A 4285-nucleotide genomic window follows, 5' to 3' on the forward strand; every position below is an offset into this window, starting at 1 on the left:
GGCCGTGCGCCGGGGTCAAGCCAAGCGTGCGTGGGCCGCATCGCTGCGCCGCGAGCGCCGCCGGCCGCATTTGCAAGCTATTGAAATCAAATTGCTTTTCGAAAAGTGAGACAGAATTGTCCGAGAAAGCGCGACGAACTGTTCCAGCCACGACGCCGACATTTCTCCGACAAATCGTGGAATAGCGAACTTGCCGGTACTAAAATTGACTTAACGAAAGTTTAGCCAGTTCCCCCCGTCGTACCGGTTCGCTTGACGCTTCAGCGCCGCCCACCGGGTCGCCCGAGACCCCACATGATCCCTTCCATCACTCCCTCCCCGTCCTGCGGCGATGATGCCGTGGCGCCGCTGCTGCTCAAGCGCGGCGAGCGCTTCCTCGCCCCCGATGTCTACCGTACCTGCCTGGACGGCCGTCCGGCGGTGGTGAAGGACTACTCCCGCTACCGTGGCACCCCGGTGTCGCCGATCGCCCGGCTGATGGTGCGCCGCGAGGCGCGCATGCTGGAGCGGCTGGGCGGCTGGAAGCACGCCCCGGCCCTGCTCGGCACCCTCGGTGGCCTGGCGCTGGGCATGGAATTCATCCCCGGCCAGACGTTGAGCACCGCGCAGGCCGTGGGCAATGAAGTATTCGAGCAGCTGCAGCACGCGCTGAGCCGCCTGCATGCCGCCGGCATCACCCACAACGACCTGCATGGCACCAACGTGGTGGTCAGCGCCGGCGTACCGGTGCTGCTTGATTTCACCTCGGCCTGGCGCGTACCGCGCTGGCTGCGCCGCAACCCGCTGAGCCGGCAGCTGAGCCGCAGCGACATGAAGAACCTGCTGAAGATGCGCCAGCGCGTGACCGGGCAGGCGCCGAGCCCTGCGCAGGCGGCGCTGGTGGCCGACCCCGGTTGGGTGGCGGCCGTGCGCCAAGGCTGGAAGCGGTTCTACAAGTGGGCCAAGCGCCGGTAGCCACCGCCCCGCTTCACCGGTAGGGGTCGAGCTTGCTCGACCGCTTCRCCCGCTTYACCGGTAGAGGTCGAGCTTGCTCGACCGCTCYTCRTTCCGGCGACGCAAAACCYCGCCGGTCACRTCCCTTCRGCGGCTTACAACGCGTCCGCGTCCAGCTCACCGGTACGAATACGCACCACGCTGCCCAGGTCGTACACGAACACCTTGCCGTCGCCGATCTTGCCGGTGCCCGCCGCTTTCACGATGGCTTCCACCACCACCTCCACCTGATCGTCGGTCACCGCCACTTCCAGCTTCACCTTCGGCAGGAAGTCGACCACGTACTCGGCGCCGCGGTACAGCTCGGTATGGCCCTTCTGGCGACCGAAGCCCTTCACTTCCGTCACCGTGATCCCGGTAACCCCGCGCTCGGCCAGCGCTTCGCGCACGTCGTCGAGCTTGAACGGCTTGATCACCGCCATGACCATCTTCATCGTCTATCTCCTGTATTCCGGCGTGGAGGATAGCGCCTGAACGCGGCCGGTGCGAAACCCGCAGCGCCTGTCCGGCGGGCCGGGGCCAGCAGTATCCTTAGCGCCGAACCGCCGTGGCCGCGCCGGATGCGCAGGCCCACTACCCCACGGAGCACCCCATGATCGACCTGAACCAAATCGATGACCTGGCCCGTCGCCTCAGCGACCTGGTGCCGCCGGGCCTGCGCGAATCGCGCGAGGAACTGCAGGCCACCTTCAAGAGCGCGCTGCAGGCAGGGCTGGCCAAGCTGGACCTGGTGACCCGCGAAGAGTTTGAAGTGCAGCGCGCGGTGCTGCTGAAGACCCGCGAGAAGCTGGATGCTCTGGAAACGGCGGTGCGCGAGCTGGAAGGCCGCGGCAAGGCAGAATAAAAAAAAGGAGGCGCACCGCGCCTCCCACTTACAGATTATTTCCCTGATGGGGCCTTGCCGCAAGGCCCGCCCGGCATCCTAGACTCGCCGGCCTGTCGATCCGGCAGGACAGTCAGGGGCAGTGCCGATGGCACAGGACACCGAATGGACACCCGTTTCGCATGACAACTGCGACCAGGTTGCCGGGCCGTTCTATCACGGCACCCGCGCTGACCTCGCGGTGGGCGAACTGCTGAGCGCGGGCTTCCGCTCCAACTATCGCGACAGTGTGGTGATGAACCACATCTACTTCACCACGATTGCCAAGGGCGCCGGTTTGGCTGCGGAGATGGCCCGGGGTGAGGGGCGGCCGCGTGTGTATGTGGTGGAGCCGACCGGGCCGTTCGAGGACGATCCTAATGTGACCAACAAGAAGTTTCCCGGGAATCCGACGCGGTCGTATCGGAGTGCGGAGCCATTGCGGGTTGTTGGAAAGATTACGGAGTGGGAGACCTACGATGCGGAGTTCGTTCGGCAGTTGAAGGAGTTTGTCGCGTCGGGGAGTGGGGAGATCATCAACTGATGAATAGAAGTGTCCGTGCTTTGGCCGGCGGACGATCAACGCGGCAAGCTTTCGAACGATGTCCGCTTTCGGCCAGAAGCGGACGTTGGCCCGCTAACTGCCGGACCGCGGCTTAGCCGCCCCATCAGGCTCCCGAAGCCCGGCTCGGATTTCCTTCGCGACCCGCTTGGCCGATTCTGGCCAACCAAGCTCCATCGCTCCCACGCAGCCCCAGCAGTCTCCGCCGCAGTCGGCAGAGAGCAGATCGGCAGCGACGCCAAGCTTTCGACCGCAGATGTTGCACCGGGTGCTGACCATCGACACGTTCCTCATCATTAAAGCGCGCTGCCAGGGAGGCTCACATCCGCTTCCGGCCAGGAGCGGACATCAATCGCGAGAGCAAGAGCCCTCCATATCGCGGAACACCGACGCGAGACTATGAGCTCCGTCAGGCCCTGCTGGATACGCGATGCGCGATTCACAAGCTCAAGCCTCACCTCGCTCCTGCAAGATGATTGCCGGCTGGCGATCTCGGTCTCTGGAGCTGCTCCATGCTGGAACTCGGTATCTGCTCCAGCGATGAGTCATTCCTGCCTTTCCGCCTGAATATGGATGGACGAAACACCGGAAACCGAGGAGTGACTGGACCAAGCGTCCAGCTCCTCTGCAATTGAGCCGCTCAAGAGCCATCCGCGGCCGATGGACTGAGCCGAAGTCAGGGCAAGAACCACAAATTCAGGCCACGATTGAGCGGCATGACTCGAGCAGGTACTCACCATGAAGCCGCCCTTGTGATATGGCTCTGCGTGGAGATTGCCGACTGCAAGACCAGCTTGCTGAAAGATCCGCGCCGCGACCTTGAGAGCCGCCTGCTGCGATGTGCAATTGGTGAACAAGCGCCAGTACAAATCCATGAGTCCACAATCTAATTGAAGGCCCTCTGGCCACGGTTGCGTCACTTATAGCAGAAGGGACCCGCGGCCATCCCCCACTCTCGCTACCCGAGGCGCCAGCATCGAAGAACAGCTTGGGAGCGCTGCAACCTCGATAGACGAGGGATCGCGTGACTCAGTGGCAGAGACGACCTGATCAAAACCCAGCTCGTGCTTCCAGCAGCGCCAAAGATCCTTGCGCCATCCTCGTCGAGATCTTGAGTCGAGATCTTGAATCGCCCACCCTGTCCTATTCAGTGTTGGCTCGCGTGGAACGGAACATCTCCGCAACTTCGCTGGCATAAGCAATGGCACCCGGAACCCGGGTCTTTTTCAAGTAGCTCTTCATTCCAGCCACCCTCCGTCCGCCTCCGAATAGACGGCCAATTTCTGCGCTATGTAGCTGAAGGCCTGAACTCGCTCGGCACTGATCAACTGAAGAAGTGCATCTGCCTTGATATTGGCGTGCCCCATCCACCCTTCCTGTACACGGACAATGGCCGGCTCGATCGGTGCCTCATGCTTGAAGGGCTGCTTCTTCAGGTACGCGTCCAAGGCGAATAGATAGTCGAGGTAGACGGCAGAAGCCAGTAGGTCCGTCAGAGTCATGCGTGCAATCACAGCTTGGGAATTCCACCTATAGCAAACGTRGATAGCATGGGTGAAGCCGTGACTTGCACATCGCCAGGAAGTGAAGCCCGCAACACGTGCTCTATTGCCAGTGCCATGAAGAACCGCTCGTCGAATGCTGTCGCATTTGCCGCACCCTGCGTCTTTGGCGGAAGGTTCTGACGACTCCGTTCCAGAAGTGCCAGTCTTCCCGTAACACAACGCTCTCGCCACTTTACACGCTATGCGACAATGCCAAATACGTCTCGGGCTTTGGCGGCTTTGGCCCCAACCCCTTGGCATTCCAAACAACATCAGGCAACTCTGGTAGAGCCACCGACAACGGGTGGCCGGGCGTCGAAAACC

The 4285-nt window shown here is 62.3% G+C and carries 6 protein-coding genes; 3 read left to right on the forward strand and 3 right to left on the reverse strand.

The genetic code is table 11. The features are described from left to right. Positions 1–294: 294 nt before the first annotated feature. A complete protein-coding gene (locus tag AC1VAN_RS13320) occupies positions 295–954 on the forward strand; it encodes an RIO1 family regulatory kinase/ATPase domain-containing protein (protein ID WP_051585083.1) in 660 nt (219 codons plus the stop codon). A gap of 134 nt (positions 955–1088) precedes the next feature. Here AC1VAN_RS13320 and AC1VAN_RS13325 read toward each other — a convergent pair whose 3' ends face one another. Continuing rightward, positions 1089–1427, reverse strand: a complete 339-nt coding sequence (locus AC1VAN_RS13325; protein WP_032977217.1) for a P-II family nitrogen regulator — start codon at positions 1425–1427, stop codon at positions 1089–1091. Positions 1428–1585: 158 nt separating this feature from the next. Here AC1VAN_RS13325 and ubiK point away from each other — a divergent pair, with 158 nt between their 5' ends. Further along, positions 1586–1837 (forward strand): ubiquinone biosynthesis accessory factor UbiK, encoded by a 252-nt coding sequence (ubiK, locus tag AC1VAN_RS13330; protein WP_025874558.1) that lies wholly within the window; start codon positions 1586–1588, stop codon positions 1835–1837. Positions 1838–1964: 127 nt separating this feature from the next. Further along, positions 1965–2399, forward strand: coding sequence for an NAD(+)--rifampin ADP-ribosyltransferase (gene arr, locus AC1VAN_RS13335; protein ID WP_282279487.1), 435 nt, complete (start codon positions 1965–1967; stop codon positions 2397–2399). A gap of 563 nt (positions 2400–2962) precedes the next feature. On the opposite strand, the gene AC1VAN_RS13340 is transcribed toward arr, so the two are convergent. Both AC1VAN_RS13340 and AC1VAN_RS13345 read right to left on the reverse strand, forming a co-directional pair. After that, positions 2963–3292: a hypothetical protein gene (locus tag AC1VAN_RS13340; RefSeq protein ID WP_127564128.1), complete on the reverse strand. Its 330-nt coding sequence runs from the start codon at positions 3290–3292 to the stop codon at positions 2963–2965. 363 nt (positions 3293–3655) lie between these two features. Then, on the reverse strand, positions 3656–3919 hold the full coding sequence (locus tag AC1VAN_RS13345) for a hypothetical protein (RefSeq protein ID WP_282279488.1): 264 nt from the start codon (positions 3917–3919) through the stop codon (positions 3656–3658). Between the last annotated feature and the right edge of the window lie 366 nt (positions 3920–4285).

It is taken from the genome of Stenotrophomonas sp. 05L44_2, from assembly GCF_056665995.1.